The organism is Paenibacillus sp. PAMC21692 (assembly GCF_014303795.1).
Taxonomy (GTDB): Bacteria; Bacillota; Bacilli; order Paenibacillales; family Paenibacillaceae; genus Pristimantibacillus; species Pristimantibacillus agaridevorans.
Map to the genome: position 1 here is coordinate 1,626,160 of NZ_CP060293.1, position 17,519 is coordinate 1,643,678.

Annotated in this window: 12 protein-coding genes; 11 read left to right on the forward strand and 1 reads right to left on the reverse strand. The window is 49.5% G+C overall.

The features are described from left to right. The 7 genes from H7F31_RS06640 to H7F31_RS06670 all read left to right on the forward strand — a co-directional run bounded on the left by H7F31_RS06640 (window position 1) and on the right by H7F31_RS06670 (window position 11,079). Window positions 1-864: a sugar phosphate isomerase/epimerase family protein gene (locus H7F31_RS06640; protein ID WP_187103486.1), complete on the forward strand. Its 864-nt coding sequence runs from the start codon at window positions 1-3 to the stop codon at window positions 862-864. Between the two features lie 32 nt (window positions 865-896). Continuing rightward, window positions 897-1,868 carry a Gfo/Idh/MocA family protein gene (locus tag H7F31_RS06645; RefSeq protein WP_187103487.1) on the forward strand — a complete coding sequence of 324 codons (972 nt, stop codon included), beginning with the start codon at window positions 897-899 and terminating at the stop codon, window positions 1,866-1,868. Window positions 1,869-1,894: 26 nt separating this feature from the next. Continuing rightward, window positions 1,895-2,914: a Gfo/Idh/MocA family protein gene (locus H7F31_RS06650; RefSeq protein WP_187103488.1), complete on the forward strand. Its 1,020-nt coding sequence runs from the start codon at window positions 1,895-1,897 to the stop codon at window positions 2,912-2,914. A 72-nt stretch (window positions 2,915-2,986) separates the two neighbouring features. Next, window positions 2,987-5,353, forward strand: coding sequence for a hypothetical protein (locus tag H7F31_RS06655; protein ID WP_187103489.1), 2,367 nt, complete (start codon window positions 2,987-2,989; stop codon window positions 5,351-5,353). Continuing rightward, complete coding sequence (locus tag H7F31_RS06660) at window positions 5,347-8,454, forward strand: glycosyl hydrolase (protein ID WP_187103490.1); 3,108 nt, start codon at window positions 5,347-5,349, stop codon at window positions 8,452-8,454. Before H7F31_RS06655 ends, H7F31_RS06660 begins: the two co-directional genes overlap by 7 nt. 99 nt (window positions 8,455-8,553) lie before the next feature. Further along, complete coding sequence (locus H7F31_RS06665) at window positions 8,554-8,748, forward strand: twin-arginine translocase TatA/TatE family subunit (protein WP_087570629.1); 195 nt, start codon at window positions 8,554-8,556, stop codon at window positions 8,746-8,748. Window positions 8,749-8,934: 186 nt separating this feature from the next. Beyond that, the gene (locus H7F31_RS06670; RefSeq protein WP_187103491.1) at window positions 8,935-11,079 is read left to right on the forward strand and encodes a right-handed parallel beta-helix repeat-containing protein; all 2,145 of its coding nucleotides are present in this window, start codon (window positions 8,935-8,937) and stop codon (window positions 11,077-11,079) included. A 208-nt stretch (window positions 11,080-11,287) separates the two neighbouring features. On the opposite strand, the gene H7F31_RS06675 is transcribed toward H7F31_RS06670, so the two are convergent. Then, a complete protein-coding gene (locus H7F31_RS06675) occupies window positions 11,288-12,082 on the reverse strand; it encodes a helix-turn-helix domain-containing protein (RefSeq protein WP_187103492.1) in 795 nt (264 codons plus the stop codon). A gap of 128 nt (window positions 12,083-12,210) precedes the next feature. Between H7F31_RS06675 and H7F31_RS06680 the strand changes: the two genes are divergently transcribed. The 4 genes from H7F31_RS06680 to H7F31_RS06695 are packed head-to-tail and all read left to right on the forward strand — an operon-like array spanning window position 12,211 to window position 17,483. Next, window positions 12,211-14,025: an FAD-dependent oxidoreductase gene (locus H7F31_RS06680; protein WP_187103493.1), complete on the forward strand. Its 1,815-nt coding sequence runs from the start codon at window positions 12,211-12,213 to the stop codon at window positions 14,023-14,025. 36 nt (window positions 14,026-14,061) lie between these two features. After that, window positions 14,062-14,979 carry an ABC transporter permease gene (locus H7F31_RS06685; RefSeq protein WP_256975905.1) on the forward strand — a complete coding sequence of 306 codons (918 nt, stop codon included), beginning with the start codon at window positions 14,062-14,064 and terminating at the stop codon, window positions 14,977-14,979. A gap of 13 nt (window positions 14,980-14,992) precedes the next feature. Continuing rightward, window positions 14,993-15,868: a carbohydrate ABC transporter permease gene (locus H7F31_RS06690; protein ID WP_214627492.1), complete on the forward strand. Its 876-nt coding sequence runs from the start codon at window positions 14,993-14,995 to the stop codon at window positions 15,866-15,868. Between the two features lie 52 nt (window positions 15,869-15,920). Continuing rightward, window positions 15,921-17,483, forward strand: a complete 1,563-nt coding sequence (locus H7F31_RS06695; protein WP_187103494.1) for an extracellular solute-binding protein — start codon at window positions 15,921-15,923, stop codon at window positions 17,481-17,483. The last annotated feature ends 36 nt before the right edge of the window (window positions 17,484-17,519 follow it).

Genomic DNA, 17,519 nt, shown 5'->3' on the forward strand with positions numbered 1-17,519 from the left:
ATGAAACCGGGCGTAAGCACTTATAGTTTGGTAGATAAAATCGTATCCAGGCAGATGGGCGTGCTGGACGTCATCCAATGGATAGCTGATCAAGGTGGCGAACATGTCGAGATTGTTCCCGCGGGATACGACTTGGAGAACAATATGGAGCTTGTTGATGCTATTCGGCTTAAAGCTGAGGGGCTGAAGTTGGATATATCCAACTACGCGATCACTGCTAACTTTGTCGCAGGGGATGCACAGGCTTGCGAGGCTGAAATTGCGCGTGTCATGAAGCATGTCGATATCGCCAATCGGCTCGGCGTGAAGCTGATGCGCCATGATGTGGCTTTCCGGCCGGCCGAGGAAATGACGGAGTCCTATTTCCTTGGCGATCTGGATCGAATGGCTGATGCTTGCCGTCGAATTGCCGATTATGCTGCGCAATACGGCATTACAACCAGTGTAGAAAACCACGGACATTACATTCAGGCAAGTGAGCGGGTTGAACGTCTAATTCGCCATGTGGATCTACCTAATTTCAAAACGACGGTGGATATCGCGAATTTTATGTGCGTGGATGAAGATCCAATTCAAGCATGCAAGCGCAACGTGCCCTACGCATCGATGGTTCATGTGAAGGATTTCTACGTGCGCCCTTCGGACTTCGATCCGGGAGAAGGATGGAGCAAATCTGCAGGTGGCAACTACCTCAGGGGGGCGATTCTGGGTCATGGGGATATCAATGTTAGGGAAATATTGAACATGATCAAAGCTTCCGGCTATGACGGCTATCTGTCTTTGGAATTCGAAGGCATGGAGGATTGCCTGACAGGTACTAGAGTGGGACTGGACAATCTGAAGCGGTTATGGTCGGAAATATAAATTAGTTGGTTAAGAGAGGGATGGAGCTAGAGATGAGCATCAGGATCGGATTTATTGGCGTGGGCGGCATTGCCCAAGATCACATTCGCGTACTTATGAAGATGGAAGATACCAAGATCGTCAGCGTGTTCGATCTGAATGCGGATAATGCAAGGCGGGCAGCCGAGGCGACCGGAGCCGAGGTGATGGACAGCGCCGATCAAGTGTTGGATAAACAACGGATCGATCTCGTATTTATTTGTACGCCGCAGTTTGCCAGAGGAGACTTGGAGGTCGTAGCGGCTCGCCGTGGAATTCCGTTCTTCGTCGAGAAGCCGCTTGGGGTTGATGCAGAGGTGGTTCGGCAGAAAGAGCAGATCATTCGCGAGACGGGAATCATTCATGCGGTGGGTTATGTGTTGCGCTACTATGATACGGTTCAGCAAGCGAAGCAATATTTGCAGGGAAGGCGCCCCCATCTCATTCAAGGCATCCGCATAGGTGGCTCGCATCCCGCTAAGTGGTGGAAGCAGTTGGACATGTCGGGCGGGCATTTGGTAGACACCGCCACTCATCAGGTCGATATGATCCGTTATCTCGCCGGGGAGATCCGCGAGGTTCAGGCTGCATTCGGGCGCGTGTCCTTTGATCAGATGGAGCCGGAAAGCACGATTCCCGATGCCGGCGCCATCAACTTCTTGATGGACAGCGGGGCTGTAGGCTCGCTTGCAGAAACTTGTTTGTCGCCGTTCTATGGCGGCTCGGACATTAAGTTTTTCGGTCCTGATTTCTATGTCCATTTAAGCCAAAACGGTAGCCACTTAACGCTGATCGACAACGAACAGAGCTTAAGCGTAACGGCACAATCGGATCCCGGCTATGAGCAGTGCAGAACGTTGGTCGACGCCGTGAAGTCTGGAAATCAAAGCTCGATTTTATGCGATTATGCCGATGCGCTTCAGACGTTGAAGGTTACACTGGCCGCGAACCGTTCTTCGGCCGAACAAGCCGGGTTATCTTTGTAACAAGCATAATAAGAGGAGGCGTTTCCATGTCAATCTTGCGATTCGCAGTGGTAGGAACCGGTTGGGTAGCGGGTGAGTATTTGAAAGCGATTGATGCGCGCCAAGACGCGGAGGTTTATGCCGTAGTCAGCGCCCATCAGGCATATGCCCAGCAACGACTTGCGGAGCTGAACATAAATGCGCGCGTATTCGAGCGCTACGAGGATGCTGTAGCGGATCCGCAAGTGGATGCCGTAGTTCTCTGCTCCACGCCCGGCATCCGTCCGGAACAAGCGGTGCTGGCCGCGCGTCATGGCAAACATATCGTCTTTGAGAAGCCGCTGGCTATGAATCGCGAAGAATTGTGGGAGATTGCGAAGGCACTTGAAGATAATCCGGTGCATACGATCGCCGGTTTTGTTCTCAGATGGAACCCCTCGTTCAACAATACGAAAGCGTTGATCAATGACGATGCAATCGGCCGGGTGTTCATGGCGCAGATCGATTACTGGCATAACATTGGTCCACATTATCCACAGTATCGGTGGAGCAAGACGAAGGCGCTTGGAGGCAGCAGCATGCTATCTGCCGGCTGTCATGCGGTAGATGCTGTCCGCTACTTCGCGGGAGAGATCGAAGAAGTGACCGCATACAGCTGCCGGACATGGGCGGATTCCGAATATGAGTTTGATTCGAACGCGATTGCGATATTAAAACTCCGAAACGGTGGGATCGGCAAAGTATCTTCTTCACTGGAATGCAAGACGACATACAAATTCAACATTCACCTGCTCGGTGAAAAAGGCGCCATCATGAACAATCAACTGTACAGCCACAAGCTGCCGGGTCAGACGGATTTCGCTTTAATTCCGACGATCTTACCGGATAGCGGTGATGTCTCGCACCATCCCTTCGCTGAGGAAATCGATGATTTCATGATATCCCTTCAAGGGAAGACCAGGTCTCGCTGTGATTTCTTCGATGCCATGCAAACGATGGAGGCGTGTTTCGCTATCGATGAGTCCATAGAGAGCGGCCGGAAAATTACGTTGCCGTTGGTCAGATAATGAATAGCCATTAGCAGGCAGCTAGCATCCATTAACCATTCGAGAATTTTAATAGAAGGAGTTGTTTTTTTAGTGTCAGATTCCCGTCAAACCGAATCCAGTTGGAACCGGATTTCAGGACTGTACCCGCGAACCCGATCTAAACGCGTTTATATCCATCCACCTTTGTCAGACACCTTGGTTGAAGTTCGGCCGGATTTCACCTTATTGATCAAAGACGCGCTTGGCCGTAGAGGGGATTTGCGGCGTGGACACGGTTTCTTTATCGGCGAGGAGCAGGGAGCGGAGCCGCGGTTTCTTGATTTTCAAAGCGTTGAGCAATCGCTGTTGTCGCCTCAGGAACCGATTTTGTGTTCTTCGATCAAGCAAGCGGATTTCGATCATAACGTGACTAGTTTAACGTTAAAAGCGTCGGATGGCGGCCTGCGCATCTATCAATATTTGTCGGTAACGAACCTCCACCCGACGCAAGCGAGAACGGGCGAGTGGTATTTCCTGAACGTCGAGGCTAGCCATCGCGATTTCTATCGACATGTGAATGAGGACTATGTGCCCTACGAAAGTAGGGCTGAGGCTTGGTTTGGCGGAATGCCTTTAGCACAGCGTGCGATCAATGAAGCGTCCGGTTGCTTGGTAGATGGGGAGGGCGAAACCATCCTTCGTTACAAAACCGATCCATCCTTCCACGTGGAGTATGTAGCGGAAGCCGGCGATTACCGGAACGTCCTGAAATTCCAAATAAATCTCGCACCGGGCGAGACCAAGCAAATCCGGATCGAGATTTTCGACACGCTTGTTCACAAGAGAGGCAATCCTGAAGCAAGCGGGAATGACCTTTTCCTGGATGAGCAATCCGCAATTTGGCAATCCAGGAAAATCTGGAGAGATGCCTTATCGGGAATGGCAGGTATCCAAGTTCCTGAACAGGTGATTCAGTCGATTTTCGATACCGCCAAGACGAATACACTGCAGTTGATCGCCCAGCAGGATGATGGCTCGGCACTTCCGGGGCAGGGCGGTTTTAATGATTATACGGTTGTGTATACATGGGAAGCAGCTGTGTATTTACGGATACTCAGCCGGTTAGGAGCCACGGATACCGTCAAGAAAACGCTACAATACTTCTTAAGCACGCAAGCTGGAAGTATCGGTCCTGCAGGCGACATTATGTCACCTGAGGGTTCGTTCCGCGCGCATATTTTCTGGATGGGAGAGACGGGATCGGTTCTGGCATTGCTGGCGGATTATTATTTAATGACCAAAGATCGGGAATGGTTAGAGGCCAATCTGTCCATCATTCTTAAAGCCTGCGACTGGGTGAGCAGGGAGCGCAATGCCACTAAAGTGTACGAAGAGGACGGCACTAAAGTGGCCCACTACGGATTGTTGCCCAAAGGGCGCGTACATGATTGGCCGGATAAAGGCTATTTCTTCCTCTCGAACGCGACGACGTGGCAGGGCTTCGACCTCATGGCTGCTGCCTTGGCCGACATCGGCCATCCTGCTGCCGCCCAGTATGTAGCCGAGGCTAACGATTACAAGCAATGCATTCTTGCATCAGTGAAGCAAGCAACCTACGAATTGCCCGAGGATAGGCTCGTCAGGTGGATATCCAACGAAGTGTACACGAAGCCCGATGTCAGGGCAGCCGTGTATGCGATAGACGGCCCGACATATTTAATGGAAACGGGACTTATCGATGCTTCGGACGATATCGTCCCGGAGATCGAATACGTGATGCGCAAGCGCTATGCCATGAGCGATTTGTTTGCCGTTAAGCTGCCGGGGATGGAGGATGCGGAGTTAGGAGAGCTGCAGGAGGCATGGGCGGGAGCGCCGATTGATCTGTATTACGTGAACAATACGGATAAAATATGGCACCGCGTCTGGAGCATGCGGGGCGAGCGGGAAAAAGCGCTGCGCTACTTTTATGCGACGATGGCTTATTCCACGACGCTTGATACAATGCACGTACATGAACGATTTAGTCCGCAGCTGCAATGGTTGTCGCCTTGGCAGCCGAACGGCAGCGGGAATGGCCGGATCATGGAAATGATATTGAACTCCCTATATTTATTGGAGGGAAATACGCTTCATCTTCTGCCCTGTATTCCTGCGGATTGGCTAGATGTTGGCAAAGCCGTGCAAGTAAGCGGAATGGCTACGTTCAATGGAGCGCTTTCGTTCCGCTTGGAAAGAAGTTCGCAGACTACGATTGACGTGGATATTCACCTGCCTGCCGGGATCGAGGAAATGTCCTTACATTTATTTACGAAAGACGAGTACGTAATACAAGCGGTAGAAGCGTTAAGCATGGATGGTCAGGCAGCGGAGTGGAGCGGAAGCTTGAGCGCAAATACGCTGAGATTGACTGCTCCCCGTCGAGAACTGAAATTTAAGGTGGCGCTGTCGGCTCAGGAGGCGCTGTACGAATGTTGAAAAACAGGGAAACGTGGACAAAAGGCTGCTTATCGTTCTGGTCCTGGAACGATAAGCTGGAACCGGAAAAACTGATCGGACAGCTGGAGCAGTTTCGCAAAGCCGGCATGCACGGCGTATTCCTGCATGCCAGGGGCGGGCTGCAAACCGAATATATGGGAGAAGATTGGCTTGCGGCCGTCGGAGTTTGCGTCGACTATGCTCGCCAATATGACATGGAAATATGGCTGTATGACGAAGATGCTTGGCCGAGCGGATTTTGCGGCGGGAAAGTACCGCAGACAGGGGAGCGGCACCAACAAAAATGGCTGGAATACGAATGGATTGCTGCAGGTTTGGCGGCCCCCGGCCCCCGGACCATCGCTTTGTATCGCAAGCAGGACGGGGGACGCTGGACGATCGTGAGTCGTTCAGAATCGCTGCCGGCAAACGAGGAACTGCTCCACGTCTATTATAACTGCAATTCCTATTACAGCGATCTGCTTAACCCGCAGACCGTCCGTTTGTTCATCGATTCGACTCACGAAGTATATAAGAACAATTTTTCCGAAGATTTCGGCAAGACGATTCGCGGTATATTCACGGATGAGCCGCAGTATGCAGCCGGCAAATATCCATGGTCGGAGGCGATTGCTCCTTATTTTGCTCAATTGCAAGGGTATGACTTGTTGTCAATCCTGCCGGATCTGCTGGTTGGCTGCGAAGATGCGATGCCCGTCAAACATGATTACTGGCAGACGATATCCAGCTTGTTTGTGAAGTCTTATGCCGAGCAAGTCGGAATGTGGTGCGACGAGAATCGTCTTTGCTTCACCGGACACTTCGCATGCGAGGATACGCTGAAATTTCAAATGACGGCAGTCGGGGACGTCATGCGCAAGTACGAGTGGATGCATATGCCCGGTATTGATCATTTAGGCAATCGGACGACTAGACCGGTCATTCTGAAGCAGGTTGCGAGTGTAGCTAATCAGTTGGGCAAAAAACAAGTGCTGTCGGAAATGTTCGGATGCAGCGGTTGGAGCGTGAGCTTTCGCGATTTGAAATATATAGCCGACTGGCATTACAGCATGGGGGTTAATGTTCAATGTCAGCACTTGGCCGCCTATTCGCTGCGGGGGAGAAGAAAGCGCGATTACCCTCCGTCCTTGTCTTATCACCAGCCGTGGTGGAAGGATTATACGTTATATACGAATTATGCGGAGGAAGCCCATCGCTGGATTACCCGCGGCCAAGCCGCATCTAATGTGCTTGTGTTGCATCCGCTCACCAGTGCTTGGTGCGTACATGATTCTGGAAATCCCCGGGAGGTATGGGAATTGGATCGGCGTCTGGGAGAGTTGACAGAGCTTCTGGCTTCGATGAAGGTTCAATTCGATTACGGCGATGAGCATCTGCTTCAGAAGTATGGTGAAGTTAACGAGGGTACGCTGCGGATCGGCGAGATGAGCTATCGCGCAGTCATTTTGCCCTCGTTGCTATCCATAGAGCCTGCAACGTTTGCCATTCTCAAGCAATTCCGCGAACAAGGCGGAACGATTATTAGTGCAGGGGAAAGTCCTGCGCGAATCGCGGGTTCGCCGTCACCGGAGCTGAAGCTGTGGTGCAGAGAGCATATCCGCCAAGTCATGCCGATAAGAAAAGCGCTGGAAGCCGTACTTCCCGAAGAGCTGCGACAGCTGACAATCTATAACGGCAGCGGAGCGCTGGACGATATTTTATATGCTAATGAAAGACATGACGGGGAAACAAGCATTTATTTCCTGTATAACCGGGAGAAGCACAGGCAATGGTCGGGAATGTTGCAGTGGAAGGGCACATACCGGATCAGCCTTATTACTATCGGCAACGATGATGCAACGGATCTCGCCGTCACTTATGAAGACGAGCAATCGTTAGTGCGCTTGGACATGGAAGGAGGAGGGTCCGCATTGCTAGTCGTTGTTCCCGTTCACCTTGAAGCAGAGGGAGGACCAGGCGTGTTGCATCGTTCTCAGGAAGTCATCCCCACACCCTATGCGCACTATTCTTCTAGGACGACCATAGCCCTCACGGATACATGGGAGTTGACAACGCCGCTCGATAATAGGCTAGTGCTCGATTACTGCCAATATCGATTACACGAATCGGAGCAATGGAGCGAACGAATTCATCATCTACGACTTCAGGAACAGCTAACCGAGCTACGCCGGCAAGTGGAAATCCAACTTCGCTACGAGGTCCACATTCAGGAAGATTTCGACCTACGGCATTCTCTCCGTATAGTTCTAGAGGATGCGGAGAAATGTACCCTTTATTTGAACGGTAATCCGTTATTTGTCGATGATACGCACGAATGGCTGGATCCGGCGATGCTGTCGATCAAGCTTCCTTCGGGGCTGAAGCACGGCATTAACGAATTAATCATCCATCGTACTTTCCGATCCGGGGAATCCGACCATAGTTATTCGGATGAAGACGATGTATTCGAGACGGAGACGAATCGGTATTTCCAAGCGACGGAGCTGGAGTGCATCTATGTGACGGGGGAATTCGCGGTTATTCCGGGCAGCAGCAGCTTTCAGGATACGAATCTAGTGCACGTTTGTCGGACGCAGCATTTCATCATTGCTCCACAGCAGAACAAGATTAAGCCAGAAGATTTGACCTCGCAGGGTTTCTGGTCTTATGCCGGGGAAGTTGAGATCAAGACGAACCTTCCTTATGCGGCCGGCGATGATGAAGAAGAAATCTATTTGGAGCTGGCATCCCCTCAGGCAACCGTAATTGGGCTGGATGTGAACGGTCAGCAGCTAGGATCACGCGCTTGGGAGCCCTATTTGTTCCGGTTAACACCATACCTAAGGGAAGGAAATAACGTTGTGACGCTTCGGCTAACAAGCGGATTGCGTAATTTGTTAGGACCGCATCATCATGTCGACGGGAACCCTTCCTTCGTTGGGCCCAGTAGCTTTAAAGGGAAGAGTGGATGGGAGGATCACATTTTTGCTTATAATCCGCCGGACGTAACCTGGAGTGATCACTACCACTTCGTTCCTTTCGGAACGGGTCAAGCACCGATAGTCCATGTAGTTTCAGGAAAGGTGGTGGTGACCACATGATTGTGGTTGATCGCTGAAAAACGGATATTCAGTTGCCGGATTGGACGAATGACCTTTCAGCAGTATACGTAGTAAATCATTCGGAAAGGAGGAAGCATAATGGCAGGAATCGGAACGACAGGCTTGATCGTCATAGTTTTTGTAGCATTGCTTTTGTTCGGTCCAAGTAAATTGCCCGAATTAGGAAGGGCATTCGGCCGCACGCTGAAGGAGTTTAAGAACAGTGCGAAGGAATTAACGTCGGACAAAGAACTCGTGTATGAGAGCAAAGATATACCGCAAATCGAGAAATAGTCAAGTACGCCTCCGGAGATCGTTTCGGATTTTCTCATTATTATTCCGTTAATCGTTTTGTTCGAGTTCAGCGTACTGCTTACCATCATGGTGTATCGTAAGCAGCACTCGGTTGTTGGGGAGATAAATGCAACACCTATGAATGCAAAATGAAAAATGAACAATGAACAATGAGGAGGATGTTAGATGAGAGAAGACAATCAAGATTATCTGCAGTCCGAACAAGAGGGGAGTCAAGATACCGGAGGGAAATTGATTAGCAGAAGGAAAATTCTAGGCAGTATTGGCGCGGCAGGTGCGGTCACGGCAGGAGCATGGCTCTTGGGATCGTTCGGAGGAAAACTGCCTGAGGCAAACGCAGACGGGGCATATGCAGAGTGCTGCAAGATGGTTACGATCGCACAATTGAGAGCCCTAACAACGCCGGAAACCGATCGTATTTATTTCGTGAAGGATCGCGATCAGGAAGGTTCTTATTATTACGATGCTAGCGATACGTCTTCCGCAGATAATACGGGGATTATCCTCGTATCGACTTCAGGCGCCAGATTCAGACGGATTTTCGAAGGACCTGCCCATGTCAAATGGTTCGGAGCGAAAGGTGACGGAACGACAGACGACACAGTGGCTATTCAGTTGGCTATAAATTCGTATTCACACATTTATTTCTCTCCCTCCTCCTACAGAATAACGGATTACGTGTTTTTGCAGGATAATTCCCGGATAGAAGGTACTCGGTCTTCCAAGATATTCATGTCAACGAATCCCAACGGAGTAAATTTAATTTCCGCGAAGGATAAAGTGAATATTACGATCGATAACCTATGGATTGAAGGGGTATACGGTGTTGGTAATCCTTTTCCGGTACCTGGAGTGATGGAGGGTCAGGGCGTTACGCTCGCGGTCTATGGGTGTAGGAACGTAGTGATAACCAATTGCTATTTTACTTACAACGGAGAAGGTTCGGGGAATATTTACGTATCCAAATGCAAAGATGTCGTCGTTACGAATAATTTCGTAGAGAAGTCGATGAATGGCATTTGTTTCGATAATTGGTACGGTGATAATGATACCCCTGGCGGAACGCATGTGTTGAATGTGACTGTTGCCAACAATGTGGTCAGTGATATGGGCGGCAGAGCTATTGCATTTGATCTGGATGACAAAAATTCCAACATCGCTGTTGTGGGCAATACGGTTCGGGCAGCTGCTTATGCTGCTATAGCAGTTAATGCCACTGGTGTCACTGTCGTAGGTAATATTATCAATGGCAAAAGAGATGGTGGCATATCCACAGTAGGCGGTCAGCAGTCTCTACCAACCTATTATGGATTTTTATCCAATTTCCATTGTGAGCACGTTCATCTTGCGGACAACATATTTGAAGAAATTTTTATGAATGGTGTAAAGATTTTAAATGGATCAAGTGTATCGATTGTGAATAACAGCTTTTCATTTGCACTTAAATATTTGAATCAAAATAATAACCAAGTATTAGACCTACATGAGCCCAATAATCAAATGATTTCCTTGGAGTGGGATACGAATGCCTACACCTCTCCCTTTACGATTAAGATCGATAACAACACAATCGTTAATGACAGGAATCCGACAGGTCAACTTCCAATCGCCGAGCTTATCTCTTTAAAGGATATTTCTAACAGCGCGGAAAAGGCTGCCTCTTCATTTATCCATGTGACCAATAATCAAATAAGATCGAAGAAAATATCAACGGCTATACAGTATGCCAAATCGTTGTATCAAGAAGGGGGAACCGGTAAATTGTATATTACCGGAAATACCATTTATTCTCCCGTCAAGTCAGGCACTGCTATTTTAGCAACGAGACTTGAGGAGCTCCACATTGAAGGAAATAAAATTAACGGCATCGCTATCGCGATTGAAATGGGGACAGGGGGGCTTGCGAATTTTTCTAGTAATGTCATTCGCAACTATAACACAGCCTATTTCTTCAACGTATCCAATTTACTCAATGAAATCGACCAGCTCATTGTACAAGATACGATAATAGGCAATCCAGCGGAAGGATCATATGTCTTTACTGGACTTGTAACCAACTCCTACATCGTAGCATCTTCGAATGGAGCGGGCATGAAATTTATCGACGTGAATGTGAATCAAATCAAAGGGACTTATTATCCGGAAAGCCTGGTAGTAGAAGGCACTAATTCGGCTCCTACGGCAGGCAGATGGGCAGTTGGCGATCGTGTGACGATCAAAAATGTGACTGCTGGCGGGTATTCGGGATTCATCTGCACGACTTTAGGTACGCCAGGCATGTGGAAACAATACGGCGCGATACTTGCTTGATTGGATAAGCGAGTTTTGCGATAGCGACTTAAAGGAATCAAGGTCATTCAGAGCCATCATGTTCCTTGTATGCTGCTGCCAAGGGTGGAATTGAAGACTTCACAAGAACACTGGCGACGGAGGCTATTTCCACATATGGCTAAAAATCAGCGGCAATCTTGGACGAATCCTAGACTGCCGCTGATTTTTAGCCCTTTTCAGCTCGTCCTTAATACCGATTCTGCTTGCGGAACTCGGATGGGCTTATGTCCATCGCTTTGCGGAACACGCGGCTGAGGTAGAAGCCGTTTTCGTAGCCGCAATTTCCGGCAATGACGTCAAGCGTCCAATCCGTGGTCAAGAGCAGTCTGCACGCATGCTTGACCCGGTACGACGTTAAGTATTGCAGCGGGTTGACGCCATAGCTCTTTTTGAACTTGCGAATCAGCTTCACGGGCGTCATCCCGAACTGCTGCGCGACATCGCGGATTTCGATCATTTCATGGGCATGTTTGTGCAAATAGTCCACGACATCGCGAATGGAGTCGTCATGCCCCGCTATGAGATCGGTGTCAGGGGATTCCATCGCCTGCCGCGTAATCATGAGCCAAATATCGATCAAATAATGCTGCCGCAGCTTTTGAGTTTTTGAATTGTAGGACAATTGCTGATCCGTTTGTCGTAAACTGCTGTAGTTTTCGGACAGTCGCCGGATTTGCGGCAGCCTGATTTTTCGCTGTGCAAGAAGGGATTGAATCTGCTGCGCTTCTCCTTCGGGGAGCAGGAACGTAAGGGAATGAAAGGATAAAGGCGTTAACACATTCCGATGAAAAGTAATTTGGGGCGGGCATACGACCACGTCTCCGAACTCCGCAACTCCGTAATCTTCTCCGATCTGGTATTCAAAACTCCCTTCTTCCACCGCGAAAAGCACCCACGTCGCATAGTTATCCGCTTCCATCAGAAATTTATCTTTTTTAATCCAATAGTTATGCCATATGAGCTCGGGCAAGGTTGCGGGCATCTTGGTTCACCTCGTCGATTCGATGAAATTTTGGATATGGAAAGTAAATTTTATGAATTCAAATGCGATAATAAAAGATAGTATCATTTAATTAAAGATATAGTATAGCAAGCAAAGGAGTCAATAAGATGGGACCGACTGATACGAAAATATGGGATACGGATGTTTTGATCGCCGGCGGAGGGATGACGGGAGTAGCAGCCGCATTAGCAGCAGCGCGCAATGGCGCGCGCGTTATATTGTGCCAGGATCGCTCCGTACTGGGCGGGAACGCCTCGTCGGAGATTCGCATGAATATATCCGGCGCTTCAACCATCGGAACGATACTGGAAGCGGAACGAAGAGAAAGCGGTATCATTGAGGAAATTATGCTGGAATGCGCTGTACGAAATCCGCAACGAAGCGCGAGCATGTTGGATTTGATCTTGTATGAGAAATGCCGCGCCGAACCGAATTTGACGCTGCTGTTGAACACGGCGGTTGTCGGAGCCGATGTCGAGGATTCTCGAATCCTTGCCGTTCATGCGGTTAGAGAGAGTACGGAAGACCGATTTACGATTCATGCTGCCATTTACGCGGATTGTACGGGCGACGGCAGGCTGGGGTTTGAAGCGGGCGCCGCGTTTACAACCGGTCGCGAAGCGGCTCATGAATTTAATGAATCCGGCGCGAATCTGAATAGAGACGCATACCGGCTGGGATCCTCCCTCTTATTCACCTCGAGGGATATGGGCCGCCCGATGCCTTTTGTTCCACCGCCGTGGGCTCGCAAGTTTACGGAGGAGGATTTGCAGTTTAGAGACCACAATGCTTGGGAGTTCGGTTATTGGTGGGTGGAATTCGGAGGGACGCTGGATACGATCAAGCATAATGAACATATTCGCGACGAATTGCTGGCGATTATGCTCGGGGTATGGGATCACATCAAAAACAGCGGCAATCACCCGGATTCCGCCAATTGGGCGCTGGACTGGTTCGGTTTTCTGCCAGGCAAAAGAGAGTCCAGACGTTTCATCGGTCAGCATGTCCTGACCCAAAACGATATTCAACAGGCTGTCGATTTCGAAGATGTAGTCGCTTATGGCGGTTGGTCGATGGATACGCATCCTCCCCAGGGGATTGATGCGAAAAACGAAGAGCCTTGCAATCAACCGTTTACGCCGTATTTGTATAGTATTCCGCTGCGCTCGATGATAAGCAACAATATTGCGAATCTGATGTTCGCGGGCCGCAATTTGTCGGCTACTCATATCGCCTTCTCCAGCACGAGGGTAATGGCGACTTGTGCGGTCATGGGAGAAGGGCTTGGAACATTCGCGGCAACGGCGGTGAAACGCAAGCTGCCGCTAGAGCAAGCATTTTGTGAAAGCGGTGTCGTGAAGGAGGCGCAGCAGCAATTATTGCGGCAGGGCGCGTTTTTACCGGGCCGTATGTTGGAAGGAAATCTCGCGCAGCTTGCTCGAATTTCCGCATCGTCCGAGCAAAAACAAGGAAAATGCAGTAATGTGGTGAATGGGCATACTCGCGCGGTACACGGAGAGAAGGGAGTACGTCCCGACTTGACGACGGCGGGCACGCATCGCTGGATGTCGGAGCCGGGAGACGACAGTCCGTGGCTGGAGCTTGAGTGGGCGGAGCCGGTAACGGTTTCCCGGATTACAATCGTACTCGATACCGGGCTGCACCGATTGCTTATGTTATGCCATCTGGACGTGCTCCAGAAGCATATGCAGTGGGGACGGCCGCAAGCCGAGACGCTGAAGGAATTCAAGTTGATTGCGCAGGACGAAGATGGAAGAAAGGAAGTGGCTCATTTTAAGGATAATTACGAGCGAATGGTTCATTTGCCGACAATGCTGAAAAATCTGAAGACGCTGCGTCTGGAGGTCATCGCGACGAATGGATTGGACCATGCGCGAGTGGTTGAAATCGTTTGCGAGTAATTGCTTTGCGGCAGCGTCCTCGGGAGGAGAATGTGGATGAATAACGGCAAAGCCAGTTCCGTCTGGCTCTACATGAGAAAAAACAAATGGCTGTATCTGTTGCTTATACCGGGATTTCTTTATCTGTTTATTTTCAAGTACGTTCCCATGTTCGGAATTATTATTGCATTCCAGGATTTCAATTTGATTAAAGGCATAACGGGAAGCGACTGGATCGGCTTCGAAAATTTTCGTTATCTGTTCCAGTCGGACGATTTTTTCATGATTTTACGAAATTCGCTCGTCATCAGCTTTTATCAGGTGTTGTTCGGATTCCCGGCGCCGATTCTGCTGGCCATTTTGCTCAACGAAATACGCAGTCTGCTGTTTAAAAAATTTGCGCAAACGGTGCTGTATTTGCCGCACTTCATATCATGGGTTGTCATTGCCGGCATCGTTATTAATATGTTGTCCCCGTCGTCAGGCTGGGTCAACCGGTTGATTGTCGATTTTGGCGGGGAGCCGATTCATTTCCTGCTCAAGCCGGAATATTTCCGGACGATTCTCATTTCCGCAGAAATATGGAAGGAGCTTGGTTGGGGAACGATCATTTATTTGGCCGCGCTGACGACCATCGACCCGTCGTTTTACGAAGCGGCCACAATTGACGGAGCCAACCGGCTGCAAAAAATATGGTATATTTCGCTTCCTAGCATCGCGTCGACGATCATCATCATTTTGATTTTGCGGGTCGGAAGCATTCTGGATATCGGTTTCGAGCAAATTTTCCTGTTGTACAATCCCGCCACGTACAAAGTGGCCGATGTGTTTGAAACTTACACGTACAGGGTGGGGCTGCTGGAAGGAAGGCTCGCTTTTACGGCTGCGGTCGGTTTGTTTAAATCGGTAGTTGGACTCATTATGATCGTGCTGGCTAATCGGATTGCGCGTCTGTTCGGCAAGTCATTATGGTAGGAGGTGAAGGAACTTGCGCAAGAGAATCGAGCTTTTTGACATCGCCGTCTATCTGATTGTATCCGTGATCTGCATGGTCATGCTGTATCCTCTGCTGAACGTTGCCGCGGTCTCGATCAGCTCTCACACCGCGTATATGCAAAACCCGATGCGCATATGGCCGAGTGACATCACATTTGATGCCTATAAGGATATCCTTTCGCATCCCGTGCTGGCAAGAAGCTATCTCAATACGATCATGATTACGATCAGCGGCGTGGCAATTGGGATATTTCTGTATATTATTACTGCTTATCCGCTCTCCAAGGTACATCTGAAAGGCAGAGCGATTATGATCAATTTGGTTATTTTCACGATGCTGTTCAACGGCGGACTCATTCCGAATTTTTATTTGATCCGCTCGCTCGGCATGGTGGATACGCTGGCTGCACTCGTGTTTCCTACGCTGTTCTCGGCGTTCAGCTTGATTCTGATGATCAATTTTATGCAGAACATACCGGAGGAGCTGGAGGAAGCCGCGAAAATCGACGGAGCCTCAGAACCCTACATTTTATTTAAAATTGTCGTCCCGCTTTCGATGCCGATTATCGCGACATTGACGTTGTTCGCAGCAGTCGGTTATTGGAACAGCTTTTTCTCGGCGATCATCTATATTCGCAGCGTGGAGAACTGGCCGCTCATGCTGTTTCTGCGGGAGGTCATCGAGGGAGCCAAAATGCTGCAAATTTCCGCAGGAGGCAACAATGCCGAGATTGGCAATATGAACGTCATGCCGGAGACGCTGAAATATGCGACGATCATGATTGTCATTCTACCGATTTTGTCGGTGTATCCATTCCTGCAACGTTATTTCGTCAAAGGGATTATGCTCGGGTCCGTCAAGGGATAACTCCTTCCGGCCCCTGTCATAGATAAACATAATTAAGGGAGGCTGAATCAAGGTGAAATTAAAAAAAGCAATAGCTTGCGTGGGCGCTGCAGTGCTGCTTGTCGCAGTTACCGCGTGTGGAGACAAAGGCGGTCCGGTGGAAATCGACGACCCGAAGCCGACGTCGGGGGCAGCGGGGGAAACCGCCAAACCGAAAGTAAACATGACGATTATGGGAGAGTTCGCGTCATCCAACTTGTCGGAAACGGACAAGCTGCTTGTTCAATCAATCGAGGAAGCGACGAATACGGCGATCAAATTCGATATCCCGCCGTCGACTGGTTATACCGAGCGGTTGCAATTATCGCTGACAACCGGCGATCTTGCCGATGTCGTCTGGTTTCCAAGTCCGGATGATGCCTCGTTTTTGAAAGCGGTTAAGGATGGCGTTATCATTCCGATCGACGAATATTTGAATGAAGCCGACAATATCCAGAACTATTCCTACGACATTTCCTGGGACGCTCTGCGCGTAAACGGCGACGACAAAGTTTACGGCATTCCGCGTACAACCGTAATCCGTTCCGACGGGTACTGGTTCCGCAAAGACTGGCTCGATAAATTGAATATCCAGATCCCGGATAATAACGAGATTACATTTGATCAAATGCTCGATATCATGACCAAATTTTCGAAGGAAGATCCGGACGGCAACGGGAAACACGATACGTACGGATATGGATGGGCCGCGCAGCCTGACAAATCGATCAGACCGGTTTTCCAGAATGAGCAGGGACTTTACGGCTGGCAGGAGTCCGACGGGGGAGAGTACAAGTATATGAATCCCCAATACGATCTGAACTCGGATAAATACACGAAGGCTTTGGAGCTGACGGCCAAGCTGTTCAAAGAAGGAGTGATCGATCCGGATGGCCCTACGCTCGACGGAGGCAAAGTTCTGGAACAGTTTCAAAGCGGTAAAACGGGTGTAATTGACGGGTTTGCAGGTCATTACGAAACTTTTCTGAATGCCGGTAAACAGATCAATCCGGATTTTGAGCTTGCCTATGTTTTCGTCAAGAACGAGCAAGGCGAGATGAAAGGATTAGGGCAAGGTACGGGCTTATGGGGATTCTGGGCGGTAACAAGCAGCGCGAGTGACCCGCAAAGAGTGGTTGACGTATTTAACTATATGCTTTCGGATGAAGGTTGGGATTCCATCTACACCGGCATTGAAGGGCATGACTACAAGGTGGAAAACAACCAGCGCGTCTACTCGGCAACACCGCTGGAGACATTCGTCCGCAAAAATATGGTTCGCCGCGCCAATGACTTCATGTTCTTTATTAATCCTGCTATGTCGGAGGAACTGAAGCAGAAGCTCCTGCCGAATATCGAGAAGGCCGTAAAAAGAATCGTGATGTCCAAAGATCGCAATTACACGCCAGCCATTGCGAAGACGCCGCCTTACCTCGACTTTAACAAAAAGTTCAGCGAGGTTACGACAAAAATCATTATCGGCGATGCGCAGTCATCCGAGTACAAAGAGGTGCTGCAGGACTGGAATACGAAGTTCGGTCAAACGTATCTGAAGGAAATGAACGAATATATTGACCAAATGGAAAACAAAAAATAAGTAGCAGGATGTTTGTTCATATTTCCTTTTGCCCCA